We start from the raw sequence: 17363 nt of genomic DNA on the forward strand, positions 1-17363 counted from the left end.
GTCGTCGCCTGGTCGCACGCAGCATCTGGCCCCTCGTTCCCCGTGTCTGACACGACAACGCGCCGGACCTGCAAAAGGTTCAGCAGGGTCCGGGTGGAGGGATGCGCACGCTCAGTTGATCCGCGACACCGCGAACGTCTCGGCCTGCCGGCCCGGTGCGAGTCCGGCCCGAAGGGCGTTGCCCTCGTTCCAGCCGCGCAGCATCTGCTCCAGCCCGTCGCCGAGGTGCCCGGTCTGCGACGTGTGCGCCTTCAGCGCGGCGACCTTGCGGTCGAAGCGGTCGGTGACGTCGACGACGTGCGAGCTCTCCGGGTGGGCCATCAGCCACAGCTCGACGACCTTCCACGGCTCGAGGCCCTCGTCGAGGAGCTCGGGCCAGGCGAAGGGGTTCTCCGACGCGGGGTAGACCGCGCGCACCGTCGCCTCGCCGGCGGCCAGGTGGTCGGGGTGCGACGCCTGCAGCCGCTGCAGCATGCGCTGCGGCGACTGGCACAGCACCCGGCGGGGGCGGACCTGGCGGAGGACGCGGACGATCTGGTGCTGGAGCTCCCAGGTCGGCTCCAGCCAGCCGTCGTGGAAGCCGTCGAGGAAGCGGACGTCGGTCACGCCGACGGCGGCGGAGGCGGCGCGCTGCTCCCGCTCGCGCAGCAGCGGCATCTCCGAGCGCGGGGTGTCGTCGAAGCCGCCCTGGTCGCCGCGTGTGCAGACGAGGAGGGTCACCTCGATGCCGGCGTCGACCCAGCCGGCCACCGTCCCGGCCGCGCCGAAGTCGGCGTCGTCGGGGTGGGCCGCCACCACCAGGGCGCGCTCCACCTCGCCGTCGGGGAGGGGCTCGGCCCACGCGAGGGGGTCGGGAGGTGTCGCGGGGCCTGCCTGGTCGGTCACGCGCTCACCCTAGGTCGTCCCTCGGGGGCCGGGAGCCACCCGTGCAGCCGTGGTTCGGACTGCCGGGCGAGGTCCGTGGCCGGACCCAGGAGGGCGGGCTGCAGGCGGCGCAGGGCGTCGAGGTGGTCGCCGGTCCAGATCATCCGGACGGCGGTCGGGCTGGGCATGGCGGTGTCGACCGCGAGGTCGCGCCGCACGGCCTCGACGAGGCGCGCGTCGGAGGCCGCGTCCCGACGGGCCGGGGGCGGCGGCGGGGCCGCACCGGAGAGTGCCTGGCCGAGGCGGGCGTACCAGCGCGCGACCACGTCGGCGTCGTGACCGAGCTCGCGGCCCGCCGCGGAACGGTCGCCGCCCAGCGTTCCGTCCTCCCGCTCCCAGAGCGCGAGCACGGCGTCGGCGGCCAGCCGCGGGGCGACGACACCGGTGACCAGGGCGGTGACGGTGGCGAGGTCGGACTGCTTGCGGCCGCGCTCGGCGAGGTACTCCCGGAACGCGTCGTCCAACCGGCGCGAGGCGGCCGCGGCCCGCGTGGACTCGGGCACGGGTCGGGGCAGCGACGGCACCCCGCGCTCGCAGCGGTGGACGCCGTAGCGGACGGCCCGGGCGAGGTAGTCGCCCGTCGTCTCGTACGCCTCCCCGAGCGCCCGGCCCAGCGCCGAGGCCGCGCCGCGCGGCCAGAAGAGGACCCCGAAGACCAGGCTCACCGCGCAGCCGATCGCGATGTCCTCGATGCGTACGAGGCCGATGCGGTAGCCGACCGGTTGGATGATGTTGAAGAAGATCGTCAGCGTCAGCGTGAAGGCCGCCTGCCCCGCGGCGAACGAGATCGCGGCCGGCGCGAGCCCGGCGACGAGGATCGAGATCGGCAGCAGGATCCAGAGCACCGCCTGGTTCGTCCCGACGAGCGTGACGACCAGCCCGCCCACGACGATGCCGACGACCGTCCCGAGCACCCCGCGCAGGGCCGTCTGCCCGGTGCTCAGGGCGTTCGAGCGCAGCACCGAGAGCGTGCCGAGCACCACCCAGAAGGAGTGCTGCACGCCGCTGAGGTCGGCGACGAGGACGGCGGCGCCCAGCGCAAGTCCGCCGCGCAGGCTGTTGTGCAGCCAGACCGAGTGGCGGTCGAGGTGGGTCCGGGCGCGGTCGACCGCCGTGGCGAAGGCACCGCCGGTCCCGCCCGGATCGCGCCCGAGCAGTCGGCGCAGCCACGGACGCCGTTCGGCCTGGAGCGCGCGCTCCACGTTCCGGACGACCTCCAGCACCGCGAAGCCGATCTCCTGCGCGCGGAACGTCGGCTCGAGCGCGTCGACCAGGCCCGCGTCGAGGTCGTGGGACGCGCCCGGACCGCCGAGGGGGAGCCGCTCGGCGCCGGTCTCGAGGGCGTCGACGGCCGCGACCAGCGCGGCGATCGCGGTCTGCAGCCGGTCCTCCCCGGCGTCGAGCTCGGCCCGGGCCGCCCCCCGGCTCATCACGTCGAGCTCGTCCGCCGCCACCGCGAGGGCGCCGGCCGCCGCGGTCTTCACGGCCAGGACGCGGTCGTCGACCCGGTGACCGGGCGCCACCGCCGGCGGCTGCTGCAGCACCGTCAGCAGCCAGCCGAGCTCGTCGACCAGCCGGACCAGGATCCGCGACGAGGTGCCGAGGTCGGTCGGGCGGTTGGTGGTGGCGTAGAACGCGTCCCGCAGCTCGCCGTACGCGGTCGTCAGCCGGTGCGTCACCGCGTCGCGCTCCGCCGGGCCCAGCTCGCCGTGGGCGACGCGACGGTCGGCGACGAGACGTTCGGCGAGGAGCCGGCAGGTCCGGGCGGAGGGCGCGCGCAGGGGGCTCCGCGGCGGCGCCGGCCACCAGAAGGCGACGGCGAAGGCCGCCACGGCCGAGGCCAGGAGCCAGCCGGCCATCCGGTCCGGGATCGCGCCCAGCGGCGCCGGCGTGGCCACCGGCAGGACGAAGGCGAGCAGCAGGGCGGTCGAGGCTCCCGCCAGCTCGGAGCTGACCACGCCGACGAAGAGGACCGCGAAGCCGACGACGGCCATCGTCACCGCCGCCAGCACCGGCTGGCGCGACACGACCGTGGCGAGAGCCACGAGCAGGGCGCCGAGCACGGCCAGCCAGGCGACGCCCTGGACGCGTTCCGCGCGGGAGCCGTTCAGGTCGACCAGCAGGAGCAGGGCGAACGACCCGAACGCGGCGAAGGTCGCGACGTCGGCGTTCTGCAGGACGCGGGCGCCGAAGGCGAAGAGCAGCGGCATGACGATCGCCACCCGCCCGGCCCGCCGCAGCGCGCGCAGACCCGGGTCGTGCCGGCGCAGCCAGGACAGCGGGCTCATGATCAGCAACCTAGCGGCGCGCCAGGTGCGAGGACAGAGGTTCGGTCGCCCCGCTCTGGCACCGAGCTGTGCGGCTCCGGCCGGCACATCCTGCCCAAGCCGGCACGCCCTGCTTGTTTCGGTACCCCTGGCTCATGACGGCACACCCTGCTTGCTCCGGCATCCCAAGCTAACAACGGCACACCCTGCAGGGTGTGCCGCCGCGAGGAGGGTGTGCCGCGGAGAGCAGGGTGTGCCGGCCGGAGGCGGCGATCCCCGCAGATGGGTCAGGTCTGCGAGACCGGGCTGATCACCAGCTCGTCGATGCGGACGTGGGCGGGGGAGTCGAGGACGAACAGGACCGCGCGCGCGACGTCGTCGGCGGTGAGCATCACCGCGCGGGCTTCGGCCCCCGGGACCTGCGGCCGCATCCGCAGGAAGTCGGTGTCCACGTCGCCCGGGCAGAGGTGGCAGGCGCGGACGCCGTACGAGGCCTCCTGCGCGTTGAGCGTCTGGCACACGGCGGTGAGCGCGGTCTTGCTGGCCGAGTAGGCGACGCCGGCGCCGGGGGAGAAGCGCCAGCCCGCGTACGACGACACCACGACCACCTGCCCACCGGCCTCGCGCAGGTCGGGCAGCGCGGCGTCGACGACGTTGACCACGCCGGAGAGGTTCGTGGTGACGACGTCGGCGAAGCCGGTCACCGACTGGTCGGCCCAGGTCCGCTGCGGACTGTTGAGGCCGGCGGCGAGGACGAGGTCGTCGACCCGGCCCCAGCGGTCGGTGATCCCGGCGTGCGCCCCGGCGACCGCGGACGGGTCGCCGACCTCGAGCGGCACCACGAACGACTCCCCGCCGGCCTGCTCGACCAGCGCCGCCGTCTCCGCGAGGGCGTCCTCGCGACGTCCGCTCAGCGCGACGCGGCGGCCACCCTGTGCGGCCGCGACGGCGGCGGCTCGGCCCATGCCGCTCCCGGCGCCGGTGACCCAGAGCACGCGGCCGCTCACGCCGGGCCTCCCTGCTCGGTGTCGGACGCCGCGTCGGCGGCGGCCAGCTCGTACGCCTTCTGCGGCAGCTGCGTGGCGAGCTTGCCCCCGCTGACGTCGAGCAGCGTGCCGGTCACGTAGCGCGCGGCGTCACTGGCCAGGAACACGACCGCGTCGGCCACCTCCTGCGGGTCGCCCCACCTCCGCAGCGTCAGCGTGTCGAGCAGCCGGTCCTGCGCGGGCTGCGGCATCGTCGCGAAGCCGTTCATGGCCGTCGGGATCATGCCCGGCGCGTACGCGTTGGCGGTGACGCCCCACGGGCCGAGCTCGCCGGCGAGCGTCCGGGTGAGCTGGACGACGGCGGCCTTGGACGCCGCGTACGCGCCCGAGCCGACGCTGGGCACGATGGCCGCGAACGAGGCGGCGTTGACGATCCGTCCCGAGCGCTGCGCCTTCATCGCGGGCACCACCGCGCGGCACATCTTGAACACCCCGCCCACGTTCACGGCGAAGCAGCGGTCCCAGGCGTCGTCGGTCAGGTCCTCGATCCGGCCCTCGACGTTGATGCCCGCGTTGTTGACCAGCACGTCGACCCGTCCGAACCGGGCCACGACCTCCGCCACGAGCGCCCGCGTCGCGTCGCCGTCCGTGACGTCGGCGGGGAGGGACGCGCCCTCGAGCCCGGCCGCGGAACGCGCCGCGTCCAGCCAGCCCAGGTCGTCGGCGCGCAGGTCCACGCCGACGACGACGGAACGTTCGCGGAGGAACGTCTCGGCGATCACCCGCCCGATGCCGCGTCCCGCGCCGGTGACCAGCACCACGCGTCCCGTCAGGTCCAGCTCCATCTCAGGCTCCTTCGCCGTGCAGGCGCCCGGAGCGTCCCGACGCGCGAGGCCATCGTGGCAGGGCCGACCCGACCGCGACCACGGTGAGGGCCGGCGGCAGCGTCCGCGCCATCCGCAGCATCGCCGCCATCGTGCCCCGCGGGTCGGTCCGGTCGGACAGGTAGGCGCGCTGGCGGGCGGGCGGGAGCGCGAAGAAGGCGGCGAAGAACCGCTCGACCCCGGCGGCCGGCAGCCTCAGCAGGGTGGTCAGGCCCATCTCGCGCAGCTGCTGGACCCGCCGCGCGGGCGCCGGCCAGACGACCTGCCGCACGTCACGCCCACCGGCGGCGGCGCGGGCGACGTCCTCGGCCAGCCGAAGCGACACGGCCACGCTGTAGCCGGTCGCCGGGTGCATGACCCCCGCCCGGGCCCCGAGGGCGACCGGCCGGTCGGCCGCGGTGCGGCGGGTGCCGCGGGACGTGCCCGGGTCGGCCTCGACGCTGAACCGGACGCGTTCCACGGGCTCGTCGCCCCTCAGCTCGACCCCGCGGGCGGCGAGGCGGCGCTCGAGCCGACGGCGGAGCTCGTCCAGCCCGAGCGCGGGGCGTCCGACCAGGCAGGTCTCCTCGAGCAGCGTGTGCTCCGCGTCGAGCGGGACGGCGTAGAGGAAGGACGGCACCGCGTCCGGCCCGGCCCCGTGGTCGCGCCGCCAGTCCATGAACCAGGGACCTCCGGCCGCCGCCGCTCGGTCGTTCTCCACGACCAGCCCGTACGCGGTCTGCGCCGCCCGGTCGGGTGAAGGTCGCGTGCCGCGGGCGTCGAGGACGAGGTCGGCGTCCAGCCGCGTGCCGTCGGCGAGGTCGACCCGGTGGGCGTCCGCGTCGACGACGGTGCCGGCGACGACCCGGACGCCCTGCAGGTCGAGGGACCGCTGGAGCGCGGGGGTGTCGAGCACGACGTAGGTGCGGTCCAGCCGGTGCTCCCCGACCGCCCAGGCGCGGGCGTGCTCCGTCCGGGTCGCGACGGCCTCGGGCGCCAGCCACCCCGGCAGCTCGTCCTCCCAGGCGGCGTACGTCGGGGTCCAGCGCCGGTCGGGGGAGGGGTCGACAGCCACGACGTGGACCCCGGCCGCGGCGAGACGGCTCGCCGCCGCCCGGCCTGCGGGCCCGAGCCCGAGCACGGCGACCTGCGTGTGCTCACGCCCCACGGCTGACCCTCGCATCCCCCGGGGTAGGCCTCCGGGCGCGGTCAGCGTAGGTGGAGGGTGGGCGTCTCGGCCCGATCAGGTCCGCGCCGGCCGGTTCAGCGAGCGCCGGGCGGCAGGCCGAGCTCGACCGAGCAGCTCACGCGTACTCGGCGGCCCGTTCACGGACGGCGGCATGGGGCGAGGCCAGAAGCTCGGCGCGGACCGCGGCACGTGCCGCGTCGTACGCCGGACGTCCCATCCGAGCGATCAGTCGGCGCTCCGACTCCTCCAGCGAGTAGGCGTGGGTGCCGTCCCACGCCTCGGCCAGCGTGTAGAAGAGGCCCTGCCTGGCCGTCACCTCGCTCTCGGTGAGGTCGACCAACACCTCTTGATCCGACAGCAGGGCGAGGGTCTCGGCCGACGCCGCCGGCTCACCCGGCCGGATGTACGCGTCCGCCACGCCCCTGATGCTAGCCACGCCGCCCGGTGTCGACGGCCCCCCGCGCCTACTGCGGGTGGCCCGAGCGCACTCGCGCGTACTCCCCGGGAGACGCCGAGGCCGCCTCCGGCGTGCTCTCGGTCGGCAGCGTGACCATGTCGAACGTCTCGCCCTGGTGCTGGTCGACCGCGACCCGGACGGAACGTTCCACGACCGACTCGGTCAGACGCTTGCGCAGCGTGATCGGGTCGCGGTAGAGGTCCTTGGTCAGGGCGACGCACATCAGCACCATCACGAGGATGAACGGCACGGCCGAGATGATCGTGATCCGCTGCAGCCCGGACAACGCCTCCGTCGGGTCGTCCCCGCCGGCGACGAGCATGACCGCGGCGACGCAGCCCATCAGGACGCCCCAGAACACGATCAGCGGCTTGCGCGGCTCCTCGACGCCGTAGGACGAGATCGAGCCCATGATGATCGACGCCGAGTCGGCGCCGGTGACGAAGAAGATCCCGACGAGGACCATGACCAGGACGATCGCGACCGTCGTGAGCACGGGAGACATGCCGAGGGTGTCGATGAGGTTGTAGAGCGCGCCGTCGAAGGAGACGCTCGGCGCCCCGTCGACCGTCGTGACCATGGACGTGGACCCGCCGGCCGCGGTCGCCTGCTCCTGCAGGCCGATGGCCGCGCCGCCGAAGATCGCGAACCACAGCAGCGACACGACGCTGGGGACCAGCAGCACGCCGGTGACGAACTGGCGGATCGTGCGGCCGCGGCTGATGCGGGCGATGAACATGCCGACGAAGGGCGTCCAGCTGACCCACCAGGCCCAGTAGAAGATCGTCCAGCTGGCCAGCCACGCCGTCGTCTCGGCGTCCCCGGTGGCCGCCGTGCGCGCGGACATGTCCGGGAGGTCGCGGATGTAGTCGCCGAGGGCGGACGGGATCATGTTGAGGATGAAGATCGTCGGGCCGACGACGAAGACGAGCAGCGCCAGCAGGATCGCGAGCACCATGTTCGTGTTGGACAGCCACTGGATGCCGCGCTCGATGCCGGACACGGCCGACGCGACGAAGCACACCGTCAGGATCGCGATGATCACGACGTAGACGGCCCGACTCGGGGCCGAGATCACGCCGTTGGCCTCGAGGCCGCCGCCGATCTGGATCGCGCCGAGCCCGAGCGAGGCGGCCGACCCGAAGAGCGTCGCGAAGATCGCCAGGATGTTGATCACCTTGCCGCCGGCCCCGTCGACCGCCTTGCGCCCGAAGAGCGGGGTGAAGATGTCGCTCAGCAGCTGGCGCCGCCCCATCCGGTAGGTGCCGTACGCCATCGCGAGGCCGACCACCGCGTACATGGCCCACGGGTGCAGGGTCCAGTGGAAGAGCGACGTCGCCATCGCGGTCTGGATCGCCGCGGGCGTCTGGCCGTCGACGGTGCCCGGGGGCGGCGACACGTAGTGGTAGAGCGGCTCGGCCACGCCGTAGAACATGAGGCCGATGCCCATGCCGGCGGCGAACATCATGGAGATCCACGACCAGGTCTTGAAGGCCGGCTTCTCGCCGTCCTGACCCAGCGGGATGCTGCCGAACTTGCCGAGCGCGAGCCAGAGCACGAACACGACGAAGAGCGAGGCGGTCAGGACGAAGGCCCAGCCGGTGGCGCCGATGAGCGTCCCGAGCGCGTTCGTCGAGGCGGTCGCCAGGCTGTCGGTGCCGAGGAAGCCCCACAGCACGAAGCCGACCGCGAGCAGGGCGACGACGCCGAAGACGACCCAGTCGATGCCTCGGCCCTCGGCCTCGGCCTTGAAGTTGTCGGGCAGGTGGGACCGGATCCGCGCCAGGAGGGAGCGGTCGTCCGCGGTCTGGTCGGTCGCCTCCTCGGCCGGACCGGTGACGGGTGGGTCGACGTCGTGGAGGTCGACGGGGGTGGGGCTGGGCTTCAGGTCGGTCATCTCTGCTCCCGGGACAGGTGCCGTGCACAACTGGTGTCTCGCATGCTGCATGTCGAGTGACACGATGCGAGACAGGCTGGCGAGCGCGGCTCGGAGCTGTCAAGGGTCGCGGTGAATTCGGTTCCCAAATGTCACAAACGGATGTCCAGCGGGCGGGGCGGGTTCAGGGCCGGGTGATCTCGTCCGAGATCAGCACCTTGGTCGCGTTCGCGGCGTCCAGCGACGTCAGGAGCGCCGTCGCCGCCTCGTGGACGGGGAACGCGTGCGAGATCATCTCGCCGAACGGCACCTCGTGCGCGTGCCGGGCCATCAGCGCGAGCGTGCCCGGGTAGGCGGCCAGGTCCTCGCCGCCGGTGCCCATGATCGTCAGGCTCCGCCCGCAGACGACCGCCGGGTTGAAGGCCTCGGGACCCATGTCGACGAAGGCGCCGACCTCGACGATGGTCCCGGCGTCACGGACCAGGCCCAGCGCCGTGCCGAACGAGCCCGGGAAACCGGTCGCGTTCACCACGAGATCGACACCCTCTCCCGCCGTGAGCTCGCGGACCTCGGCGACCTCGTCCCCGGCGGCCAGGACGGTCTCGGCGCCGACGAGCCGGCGGGCCAGCGCGAGCCGCTTCTCGGAGCGGTCGACGGCGATCACCCGGCCGGCGCCCATCAGAGCGGCCTTCACCAGGTGGGCCATGCCCAGCGAGCCCACGCCGACCACGGCCACGGTGTCGCCGGGACGGAAGCCGCCGGGGCTCCGGACCGCCGCCGCGCGCTCGAGGCTGTGGGTGACGGCGAAGATCTCGGTCAGCACGGCGACGTCGGAGGCCAGCTCGTCCGGCACGCGGAACACGGCCGTCCGCGGCTTGAGGTAGAGGTGCTCGGCCCAGCCCCCGAACAGGTGCGGGGCGTCGGCGGAGGTGATCGAGTTGCCGTAGTTCTCGAGGTTGCGGCACAGGTAGTAGGGGAAGCCCCGTCGACAGCTGCGGCAGTGGCCGCAGGCCACGTTGGGGGCCGGCACCACCCGGTCGCCGACCTGCAGCAGCTCACCGTCGTACGCGCGCACGTCGCCGTCGCCGACCGCGTCGACGACGCCGAGGTTCTCGTGGCCCTGGATGATCGGGAACGGGGTGGTGCGCTCCATCGCCGTGCCGGCGTACTGGACGTTCTCGCCGCGGAACGTGTGCTTGTCGGTGCCACAGATGCCGGACGCGATCATGCGCAGCAGCACGGCCCCCGGCTCGAGGCGGGCGGGCTTCGGGTAGTCGCGGACCTCGATGGTGCCGGGGCCGACGAGGGTGGCAGCAAGGACCATGGCTCAAGGTAGAGGCCCGCCGGACCGGCCTCGCGGCGGGTGGTCAGGACGTCGGGCGTTGCGCATCGAGCACCCTCGGTGCACCTGTTACAAACTGTGCACAACGGCCACGGGGTCTTCTCCTCGTCGGAGGCCTGTGCCAAGGTGACCGGACGGCGACCCGCGGGGGGCTGCCCGCGAGCGACACCGGGGGAACCTGCGCGTGGGGACGAGCGACCTGTACGTGGGCGGGGCCTGGCGGCCGGCGGCCGACGAGGCGACCCGCGACATCCGTTGCCCGGCGGACGATCGGCTGGTCGCGACCGTCAGCGAGGCGGGGCCGGAGGACACGCGGGCCGCGGTGGCCGCCGCACGCGCCGCTTTCGACGCCGGTCCCTGGCCGCGGACCGGCTCCGGCGAGCGGGGCGCCCTCCTGCACCGCGTGGCCGACCTGCTCGAGCGGGACACCGACGCGTACGCGCGGGCCGAGTCCGCCGACACGGGCAAGCGGCTGGTCGAGAGCCGCTACGACCTCGCCGACGTCGTCTCGGTCTTCCGCTACTTCGCCGGCCTCGCCGGCAGCGAGGCCGGCCGGGTCGTGGACGTCGGCCGGTCGGACGTGGTCAGCCGCGTGGTGCACGAGCCGATCGGCGTGTGCGCGCTGATCACCCCCTGGAACTACCCGCTGCTGCAGACGTCGTGGAAGGTCGCGCCCGCGCTGGCCGCGGGCTGCACGTTCGTGCTCAAGCCCAGCGAGCTGACCCCGTCGACGGCGGTCCTGCTGATGGCGACGCTGGCCGAGGCGGGCGTGCCCGCCGGCGTGGCCAACCTCGTCCTTGGGGCGGGCCCCGGCACCGGCGGCGTGCTCAGCGCCCACCCCGACGTCGACCTCGTCAGCTTCACCGGCGGCCTCGCCACCGGTCGGACGGTCATGGCCGCCGCGGCGCCGACGGTCAAGCGGGTCGCCCTCGAGCTGGGCGGCAAGAACCCGAACGTCGTCTTCGCCGACGCCGACCTCGAGACCGCGCTGGACTTCGCGCTGACCGCTGTGTTCCTGCACTCGGGGCAGGTCTGCTCCGCCGGCGCCCGGCTGCTGGTCGAGGACGCGATCGCCGACGCCTTCGTGACGGAGCTGGTCGGGCGCGCGGAGCAGATCCGCCTCGGCGGGCCGGAGGACGCGGACGCGGAGACCGGGCCCCTCATCTCGGCCGCGCACCGCGACAAGGTCGAGGCGTACGTCGCCGCCGGGCTCGCTGAGGGCGCAGTGCTCCGCTGCGGCGGCGTACGACCCGACGACCCCGCGCTCGCCGACGGCTTCTACTACCGGCCCACCGTCCTCGACGGGTGCCGCAGCGACATGACGGTCGTGCGCGAGGAGTCGTTCGGGCCGGTGCTGACCGTCGAGCGCTTCTCCGGGGCCGACCGGGCCGCCGCCGAGGACGCGGCGGTCGCGCTGGCCAACGACTCCGACTACGGCCTCGCCGGCGCGGTGTGGACCGCCGACGCCGGCCGGGCCGAGCGCGTCGCGGGACGCCTGCGGATGGGCACGGTCTGGATCAACGACTACCACCCGTACGTCCCCCAGGCCGAGTGGGGCGGCTACAAGCAGTCGGGGGTCGGGCGCGAGCTCGGGCCGTCCGGGCTGGCCGAGTACCGCGAGACCAAGCACGTCTGGCACAACATCGCCCCGACGCCGCAGCGATGGTTCGCGCCCCGGACGCCACCGGGCGAGCAGCAGGACGGGGGAGCGGTCGCGTGACGGAGCGCTACGACGTCGTCATCGTCGGCGGCGGGTCGGCCGGCTGCGTGCTGGCCAACCGGCTGAGCGCCGACCCGGACGTGACGGTGCTGCTGCTGGAGGCTGGGCGCAGCGACTTCCGCCTCGACCCCCTGATCCACATGCCGGCCGCGCTGCCGTACCCGATCGGCAACCGGCTCTACGACTGGCGCTACTCCTCCGAGCCGGAGCCGTTCATGAACGGCCGCACGATCCACCACGCACGCGGCAAGGTGCTCGGCGGCTCCAGCAGCATCAACGGGATGATCTTCCAGCGCGGCAACCCGGCCGACTACCAGCGCTGGGCGGCCGAGCCGGGGATGGCCGACTGGGACTACGCGCACTGCCTGCCGTACTTCAAGCGGATGGAGACGTGCCTCGCCGGCGCGGACGCGTGGCGCGGGGGCAGCGGGCCGCTGGTGCTCGAGCGCGGACCCGCCACCAACCCGCTCTTCGGCGCGTTCTTCGAGGCCGTGCAGCAGGCCGGCCACCACCTGACCGACGACGTGAACGGCTACCGGCAGGAGGGGTTCGCCCCCTTCGACCGGAACCTCCACCGCGGCCGCCGGCTGAGCGCGGCCCGGGCGTACGTGCACCCGGTGCGCTCGCGGCCCAACCTGACCGTCCGGACGCTGGCCCACGTCACCGGCCTGCGGACCCGGACCGTCGACGGCCGGCCCCGCGTGGTGGGCGTCGACTACCTGCGCGGCGGGCGGCGGCACAGCGTCGGGTCCGGTGAGGTCGTGCTGTCCGGCGGTGCGCTGGCGACGCCCCAGATCCTCCAGCTGTCCGGGATCGGGCCGGCCGATGTCCTGCGCCCGCTTGGCGTCGACGTCGTCGCGGACCTGCCCGGGGTCGGCGCCAACCTCCAGGACCACCTGGAGGTCTACATCCAGCACGCCAGCGTGCAGCCGGTCTCCATCGCCCCGTGGCTCAAGCACCGCCACAAGCCGCGCGTGGCCGCGGAGTGGCTGTTCCTGCGCTCGGGCGTCGGGGCCAGCAACCACTTCGAGGCGGGCGGCTTCATCCGCAGCAACGACACGGTCGACTACCCGAACCTCATGTTCCACTTCCTGCCGATCGCCATCCGCTACGACGGGACGCGGCCGGCCTCGGAGCACGGCTACCAGGTGCACATCGGACCGATGTACTCCGACTGCCGCGGCAGCGTGACGATCCGCAGCCGCGACCCGAAGGTCCACCCGGCGCTGCGCTTCAACTACCTCTCCACCCCCGACGACCGGCGCGAGTGGCTCGAGATGGTGGCCAAGGCGCGCGAGATCCTGGCGCAGCCCGCGTTCGCGGCGTTCAGCGGCGGCGAGATCTCGCCCGGACCCGGCGTGCAGACCGACGCCGAGGTCCTCGACTGGGTGGCCCGCGACGCCGAGACCGCGCTGCACCCGTCCTGCACGGCGGCGATGGGGACCGGCGACCAGGCCGTCCTCGACCCGGCCGACCTGCGGGTGCACGGCGTCGACGGGCTACGGGTCGTGGACGCGTCGACCTTCCCCTACGTCCCGAACGGCAACATCTACGCCCCGGTCATGATGCTCGCCGAGCGCGCGGCCGACCTGATCGCCGGGCGGACGCCGCTGGCGCCCGAGCACGTCCCCTACTACCGCTACCGCGCGGGCGACCCGCTCTACCCGCCGGGCGACGCCCGCAACGCGACCGAGGTGGCCGCATGAGCGGCGCGGCGCTGGAGGTGGAGCACCTCTGGAAGGTGTTCGGCCCCCGGGCGTCCCGCATCCCGGGCTCGCCGGAGGCCGACCTGCCGCGCGCCGAGCTGCGCGCCCGTACGGGCTGCACGGCGGCGGTGCGCGACGTGTCGTTCACCGTGGCGCCGGGGGAGGTGTTCGTGGTCATGGGCCTGTCCGGCTCGGGCAAGTCCACGCTGGTGCGCTGCCTGACCCGGCTGGTCGAGCCGACCGCCGGCGCCGTCCGCATCGAGGGCGACGACGTCAGCACCATGACCCCCGCCCGGCTGCGGGACCTGCGCCGGCGCCACGTCGCCATGGTGTTCCAGCACTTCGGGCTGCTGCCGCACCGCCGGGTCATCGACAACATCGCCTTCGGGCTCGAGGTCCGCGGGGAGTCGCGGCGCGACCGGCTCGCGCGGGCCCAGGAGGTCGTCGACCTCGTCGGGCTGACGGGCAACGAGCAGTCGTTCCCCGACCAGCTGTCCGGCGGCATGCAGCAGCGGGTCGGTCTCGGTCGCGCGCTGGCCGCGGACCCGTCGCTGATCCTCTTCGACGAGCCGTTCTCCGCGCTGGACCCGCTGATCCGCCGCGACATGCAGAACGAGGTCGTCCGGCTGCACCGCGACATGGGCAAGACGATGGTCTTCATCACCCACGACCTCAGCGAGGCGCTCAAGCTGGGCGACCGGATCCTCGTGATGCGCGACGGGGAGGTGGTGCAGGTCGGGACGCCCGACGAGGTGGTGGGGGCGCCGGCCGACGACTACGTCCGCGACTTCGTCAGCGACGTGCCCAAGGCCCGCGTGCTGACGCTGCGCTGGCTGGTCCGCGACCCGGGCGACGACCCCGTGTGCGACGGCAGCCCGCTGCCGGTGCAGACCCTCGTCGCCGACGCGGCCCACCGCGTGCTGTCCACCGACCTCCCGGTCCGCGTCGTCGACGGCGACCGCACCCTCGGCGTCGTGCACCGCGACGACGTCCTCGCCCTGCTGGGCGCCGGCCCGCGATGACCACCCCGTGACGACCACAGCGCCGGCGCGTCCGACGGAGCAGGCCACGCCCGCTCCCGCCGAACCCGCGCCCGCCCGCCGGATCGTCACCAGGACGACGGCCCTGCTCGCGGTGCTCGTCGTCGGCGTCATGGTCGGGATCGCGCTGCAGGGCCGCGCGACCCTGGAGGTCGCCCGCTCCGACCTGTCCCCGTTCCAGGTCGGCGTCAACGGGCTGCGCGACTCCCTCGACGCCTCCCGCGGCAGCAGCGGGCTGCTGCGGGTCCTCGACGGGGTCGCCGGCGCGCTGAACGCGGTCATCGAGGCACTGCAGCACCTGGTCAGCGACGCACCGCCCGGGCGCCCGACCCCCGAGATCGGCTGGCTCGGGGTGGTCGCCCTCGCCGTCGTCGTCACCCTGGCCGTGGCCGGCTGGCGGCTCGCGGTGCTGACCGCACTGGTCTTCGCCGCGTTCGGGACGTTCGGCTACTGGCAGGAGAGCCTCGACACCCTGGTCGTCACGTTCGTCTCCGTCGTCCTCGTGCTGGTCGTCGGCCTCCCGCTCGGCGTGTGGATGGGGACGAGCCGCCGGGTGTCCCGGGTGGTCACCCCGGTGCTCGACGTGATGCAGACGCTGCCCTCGTTCGTCTACCTGCTGCCGGTCACCCTGTTCTTCGGCATCGGCGGTGCGCCGGCGGTCATCGCGACCTTCGTCTACGCCTTCCCGCCGGTCGTCCGGGTCACCGCCGAGGGCATCCGCGGTGTCGACCGCAGCGTGCTCGAGGCGACCGACTCGCTCGGCACGACGGGGGCGCAGCGGCTGCTGCGGGTGCTGCTGCCGATGTCGCGCCGCACCGTCCTCGTCGGGGTCAACCAGTCGGTGATGGCCGCGCTGTCCATGGTCACCATCGCCGCCTTCATCAACTCGCCCGGCCTCGGCGTGCCGGTGATCAGCGCGCTCGCCTCGCTCGACGTCGGCACGTCCTTCACCGCCGGCGTGCTCGTCGCCCTGGCCGCGGTCATGCTCGACCGCGTCACCACCGCCGCCGGCGAGCGGACCGGGCTGATGCGGACGCCGGCCGGCGTACGGCGTCGGCGGATCGGGCTCGGTGCGGCCGCGGTCATCGCCGTGGTCTGCGTCTACTACTCCCACCTCTACCTCGCGCTGGCCCGGTTCCCGACCTCGCCGGACCTCGGTGGCCCGGTCGGGGCGGCGGCCCAGGGCGTGGCCGACGCCGTCGCGCTCCACGGCAGCGCCGTCACCGGACCGCTCTCGCAGGCGTTCACGGTCGTGCTGCTCAACCCGTTCCAGGCCCTGCTCGCGTCCTCGCCCTGGTGGCTCGTCGCCGCCGTCCTCGTCGCATGCTCCGCGCTGCTCGCCGGCTGGCGGGTCGGGGTCGTCGCGCTGGTCTGCGTCGGCGTCATCCTCGCCGTCGGCATCTGGCACGAGGCGATGGTCACGCTGGCGACCGCGGTCGTCGGGTCCCTGCTCGTGGTCGTGCTGGCCCTCGTCGTGGGCGTGCTGATGGCGAACGACCGCCGGGTCGACCTCGTCGTCCGCCCGGTGCTCGACACCGCCCAGACCATCCCGGCCTTCGTCTACCTCGTCCCCGCGCTGGCCCTGTTCGGCTCGACCCGCTTCACCGCGATGGTCGCCGCCGTCATCTACGGGGCGCCCGTGGCGATCAAGCTCGTCTGCGACGGCATCCGCGGGGTCTCCCCGACGACCGTCGAGGCGGCACGTTCCACCGGGGCCACCCGCTGGCAGCTCGTGACCCGCGTCCAGCTGCCCATGGCCCGCAGCAGCGTCGCCCTGGCGGCCAACCAGGGGCTGCTCTACGTCTTCGCGGTCGTCGTCATCGGCGGCCTCGTCGGGGCGGGCGGGCTCGGCTACCTCGTGGTCGCCGGCTTCTCCCAGTCCGAGCTCTTCGGCAAGGGCGTCGCCGCCGGCGTCGCCATCGTCGCCCTCGCCATCCTGTTCGACCGCACGACCCAGGGCTGGGTCGCGCGGACCGGCTCTCGAGAGGAACACCAGTGACTGCTCCGACCCGTAGGGCCCGTGCCCCGATCGCCCTGGCCGCGCTCGTCGCGACCGGCAGCCTCGTGCTGACCGCGTGCGGGGGCGGTGACATCAGCAGCGGTGCCGGCTCGGCGGCGGGCAACGGCTCGGCGCCCGCCTGCACGAGCACGATGAAGATGGCCGTCAACCCGTGGGTCGGCTACGAGGCGTCCGCGTACGTCGTCGGCGAGGTGGTCAAGCAGAAGCTCGGCTGCGAGGTGGAGTACCAGAACCTCAAGGAGGAGGTCTCCTGGCAGGGCTTCGGCAGCTCGGTCGACGTCGTGATCGAGGACTGGGGCCACCCGGACCTGGAGAAGAAGTACGTCGAGTCGGCCAGCCCGACCGCCGTGATGGACGGGCCGAACGGCAACGTCGGGCAGATCGGCTGGTTCGTGCCGCCGTGGATGGCCGAGAAGTACCCCGACATCACCGACTACAAGAACCTCAACAAGTACGCGGAGATGTTCAAGACCACCGAGTCCGGCGGCCAGGGGCAGCTCCTCGACGGCGACCCGTCGTACGTGACCAACGACGAGGCGCTGGTGAAGAACCTGGACCTCGACTACAAGGTCGTCTACGCGGGCAGCGAGGCGGCGCTGATCACCGCGTTCCGTCAGGCCGAGCAGGAGAAGAAGCCGCTGATCGGCTACTTCTACTCCCCGCAGTGGTTCCTCTCCGAGGTCAAGCTCGCCAAGGTGAACCTGCCGCCGTACGTCGACGGCTGCGACGCCGACCCGGAGAAGATCGCCTGCGACTACGCCTCGACGCCGCTGCAGAAGGTCGTCGCGAAGGAGTTCGTGGACTCGGGCAGCCCCGCGTACCAGGTGGTCCACAAGTTCACCTGGACCAACGACGACCAGAACGTGGTCGGCAAGTACATCGCCGAGGACAAGATGGCGCCGGAGGCCGCGGCCGACAAGTGGATCGCCGACAACCCGGACAAGGTCGCCGCCTGGCTCCCGGCCTGACGGGT

At 73.7% G+C, this 17363-nt stretch carries 13 protein-coding genes; 5 read left to right on the top strand and 8 right to left on the bottom strand.

The genetic code is table 11. The features are described 5' to 3' along the window. Positions 1–111: 111 nt before the first annotated feature. The 8 genes from FHX39_RS08390 to FHX39_RS08425 form a co-directional block, all read right to left on the bottom strand. On the bottom strand, positions 112–885 hold the full coding sequence (locus FHX39_RS08390) for a PIG-L deacetylase family protein (RefSeq protein ID WP_183337629.1): 774 nt from the start codon (positions 883–885) through the stop codon (positions 112–114). After that, complete coding sequence (locus tag FHX39_RS08395; protein ID WP_183337630.1) at positions 882–3212, bottom strand: FUSC family protein; 2331 nt, start codon at positions 3210–3212, stop codon at positions 882–884. The genes FHX39_RS08390 and FHX39_RS08395 overlap by 4 nt, the downstream gene beginning before the upstream one ends. A gap of 266 nt (positions 3213–3478) precedes the next feature. Beyond that, a complete protein-coding gene (locus tag FHX39_RS08400; protein WP_183337631.1) occupies positions 3479–4198 on the bottom strand; it encodes an SDR family oxidoreductase in 720 nt (239 codons plus the stop codon). Next, on the bottom strand, positions 4195–5022 hold the full coding sequence (locus FHX39_RS08405; RefSeq protein WP_183337632.1) for an SDR family NAD(P)-dependent oxidoreductase: 828 nt from the start codon (positions 5020–5022) through the stop codon (positions 4195–4197). Before FHX39_RS08405 ends, FHX39_RS08400 begins: the two co-directional genes overlap by 4 nt. A gap of 1 nt (position 5023) precedes the next feature. Next, positions 5024–6208, bottom strand: coding sequence for a lycopene cyclase family protein (locus FHX39_RS08410; protein ID WP_198423307.1), 1185 nt, complete (start codon positions 6206–6208; stop codon positions 5024–5026). Between the two features lie 136 nt (positions 6209–6344). After that, positions 6345–6647: a hypothetical protein gene (locus FHX39_RS08415; RefSeq protein ID WP_183337634.1), complete on the bottom strand. Its 303-nt coding sequence runs from the start codon at positions 6645–6647 to the stop codon at positions 6345–6347. Between the two features lie 46 nt (positions 6648–6693). After that, the gene (locus tag FHX39_RS08420; RefSeq protein WP_183337635.1) at positions 6694–8583 is read right to left on the bottom strand and encodes a BCCT family transporter; all 1890 of its coding nucleotides are present in this window, start codon (positions 8581–8583) and stop codon (positions 6694–6696) included. Between the two features lie 163 nt (positions 8584–8746). After that, on the bottom strand, positions 8747–9886 hold the full coding sequence (locus tag FHX39_RS08425) for a zinc-dependent alcohol dehydrogenase (RefSeq protein ID WP_183337636.1): 1140 nt from the start codon (positions 9884–9886) through the stop codon (positions 8747–8749). A gap of 202 nt (positions 9887–10088) precedes the next feature. On the opposite strand from FHX39_RS08425, the gene FHX39_RS08430 reads away from it, so the two are divergent. The 5 genes from FHX39_RS08430 to FHX39_RS08450 are packed head-to-tail and all read left to right on the top strand — an operon-like array spanning position 10089 to position 17358. Beyond that, on the top strand, positions 10089–11624 hold the full coding sequence (locus tag FHX39_RS08430; protein WP_183337637.1) for an aldehyde dehydrogenase family protein: 1536 nt from the start codon (positions 10089–10091) through the stop codon (positions 11622–11624). Then, complete coding sequence (gene betA, locus FHX39_RS08435) at positions 11621–13330, top strand: choline dehydrogenase (RefSeq protein ID WP_183337638.1); 1710 nt, start codon at positions 11621–11623, stop codon at positions 13328–13330. The genes FHX39_RS08430 and betA overlap by 4 nt, the downstream gene beginning before the upstream one ends. Beyond that, positions 13327–14352 (top strand): quaternary amine ABC transporter ATP-binding protein, encoded by a 1026-nt coding sequence (locus tag FHX39_RS08440; protein ID WP_183337639.1) that lies wholly within the window; start codon positions 13327–13329, stop codon positions 14350–14352. The genes betA and FHX39_RS08440 overlap by 4 nt, the downstream gene beginning before the upstream one ends. A 7-nt stretch (positions 14353–14359) precedes the next feature. Next, positions 14360–16369 carry an ABC transporter permease gene (locus tag FHX39_RS08445; protein ID WP_198423309.1) on the top strand — a complete coding sequence of 670 codons (2010 nt, stop codon included), beginning with the start codon at positions 14360–14362 and terminating at the stop codon, positions 16367–16369. After that, positions 16366–17358: an ABC transporter substrate-binding protein gene (locus tag FHX39_RS08450; protein WP_183337640.1), complete on the top strand. Its 993-nt coding sequence runs from the start codon at positions 16366–16368 to the stop codon at positions 17356–17358. Before FHX39_RS08445 ends, FHX39_RS08450 begins: the two co-directional genes overlap by 4 nt. Positions 17359–17363: the final 5 nt, after the last annotated feature.

Origin of the sequence: Microlunatus antarcticus (assembly GCF_014193425.1) — a bacterium.
GTDB lineage: Bacteria > Actinomycetota > Actinomycetes > Propionibacteriales > Propionibacteriaceae > Microlunatus > Microlunatus antarcticus.

What these genes read in the sequence shown, in the direction of transcription:
- FHX39_RS08405 (WP_183337632.1), bottom strand. Translation starts at nt 5,022, where the DNA reads ATGGAGCTGGACCTGACGGGACGCGTGGTGCTGGTCACCGGCGCGGGA.
- FHX39_RS08425 (WP_183337636.1), bottom strand. Translation starts at nt 9,886, where the DNA reads ATGGTCCTTGCTGCCACCCTCGTCGGCCCCGGCACCATCGAGGTCCGC.
- FHX39_RS08395 (WP_183337630.1), bottom strand. Translation starts at nt 3,212, where the DNA reads ATGAGCCCGCTGTCCTGGCTGCGCCGGCACGACCCGGGTCTGCGCGCG.
- FHX39_RS08420 (WP_183337635.1), bottom strand. Translation starts at nt 8,583, where the DNA reads ATGACCGACCTGAAGCCCAGCCCCACCCCCGTCGACCTCCACGACGTC.
- FHX39_RS08440 (WP_183337639.1), top strand. Translation starts at nt 13,327, where the DNA reads ATGAGCGGCGCGGCGCTGGAGGTGGAGCACCTCTGGAAGGTGTTCGGC.